The organism is Exiguobacterium sp. SL-9 (assembly GCF_004336985.1).
Lineage (GTDB): Bacteria > Bacillota > Bacilli > Exiguobacteriales > Exiguobacteriaceae > Exiguobacterium.
This window is the reverse complement of the sequence record NZ_SJUO01000014.1, coordinates 1-1,118: the sequence shown is the minus strand read 5'-3', so window position 1 is coordinate 1,118 and position 1,118 is coordinate 1. Positions and strand designations below refer to the sequence as shown.

The following is a 1,118-nucleotide window of genomic DNA, read 5'->3' as shown; positions in this document are numbered from 1 at the left end:
ATGGTCGGGAAGACAGGATTCGAACCTGCGACCCCTTGGTCCCAAACCAAGTGCTCTACCAAGCTGAGCTACTTCCCGTTATAAATGGTGCACCCTGAGAGATTCGAACTCCCGGCCTTTAGATTCGTAGTCTAACGCTCTATCCAGCTGAGCTAAGGGTGCATTAATGCGGTCGAGAGGACTTGAACCTCCACGGTGTTAACCACCACTAGGCCCTCAACCTAGCGCGTCTACCGATTCCGCCACGACCGCATATAATTGGAGCGGAAGACGGGATTCGAACCCGCGACCCCGACCTTGGCAAGGTCGTATTCTACCACTGAACTACTTCCGCAATATAAAGTTAGATTAGAGATGCGGGTGAAGGGACTCGAACCCCCACGTCAAAGACACTAGATCCTAAGTCTAGCGCGTCTACCAATTCCGCCACACCCGCATATAATATTTAAGTATAGAAATTAATGAGAAATGGTGAGCCATGCAGGGCTCGAACCTGCGACCCTCTGATTAAAAGTCAGATGCTCTACCAACTGAGCTAATGGCTCATTAATTTTTAAAAATGGGGCGGCTGAAGGGAATTGAACCCTCGAATGCCGGAATCACAATCCGGTGCGTTAACCACTTCGCCACAACCGCCATGAGAAAAATGGTGCCGGCGAAAGGATTCGAACCCTCGACCCTCTGATTACAAGTCAGATGCTCTACCAACTGAGCTACACCGGCGCTGTAAATGGTGGCTTTGGACGGAATCGAACCGCCGACACAAGGATTTTCAGTCCTTTGCTCTACCAACTGAGCTACAAAGCCAACTTATTAAGTTTAAATAAAAAAATGGCGGTCCCGACGGGATTCGAACCCGCGATCTTCTGCGTGACAGGCAGACATGTTAACCACTACACCACGGGACCGTTTTAAATAATTATTGTATCGACTTTACCTATTTTAAGTCTCATCAAGATGAAAGTCAATAACTTTTTCAAAAAAACAAACAGCCTGGCAACGTCCTATCCTCACAGGGGGAGACCCCCAACTACTTTCGGCGCTGAAGCGCTTAACTTCCGTGTTCGGCATGGGAACGGGTGTGGCCGCTTCGCTATCGCCACCAGACATAGAGAGAT

At 49.1% G+C, this 1,118-nt stretch carries 10 tRNA genes and 1 rRNA gene; all 11 read right to left on the bottom strand.

Going from position 1 to position 1,118, the window contains the following annotated elements:
• Position 1: 1 nt before the first annotated feature.
• A tRNA-Pro gene (locus EVJ34_RS15380) sits at positions 2–78 on the bottom strand.
• 7 nt (positions 79–85) lie between these two features.
• Positions 86–162, bottom strand: a tRNA-Arg gene (locus EVJ34_RS15375).
• Positions 163–167: 5 nt separating this feature from the next.
• Positions 168–252 (bottom strand) — tRNA-Leu (locus EVJ34_RS15370).
• A gap of 7 nt (positions 253–259) precedes the next feature.
• Positions 260–334 (bottom strand) — tRNA-Gly (locus EVJ34_RS15365).
• A gap of 21 nt (positions 335–355) precedes the next feature.
• Positions 356–436 (bottom strand) — tRNA-Leu (locus EVJ34_RS15360).
• Positions 437–469: 33 nt separating this feature from the next.
• A tRNA-Lys gene (locus EVJ34_RS15355) sits at positions 470–545 on the bottom strand.
• A gap of 15 nt (positions 546–560) precedes the next feature.
• Positions 561–636 (bottom strand) — tRNA-His (locus EVJ34_RS15350).
• Positions 637–647: 11 nt separating this feature from the next.
• A tRNA-Thr gene (locus EVJ34_RS15345) sits at positions 648–723 on the bottom strand.
• 8 nt (positions 724–731) lie between these two features.
• Positions 732–807: transfer RNA gene (locus EVJ34_RS15340), tRNA-Phe, on the bottom strand.
• A 25-nt stretch (positions 808–832) separates the two neighbouring features.
• Positions 833–908: transfer RNA gene (locus EVJ34_RS15335), tRNA-Asp, on the bottom strand.
• An 83-nt stretch (positions 909–991) separates the two neighbouring features.
• Positions 992–1,107: ribosomal RNA gene (gene rrf / locus EVJ34_RS15330) — 5S ribosomal RNA — on the bottom strand.
• Positions 1,108–1,118 lie beyond the last annotated feature (11 nt).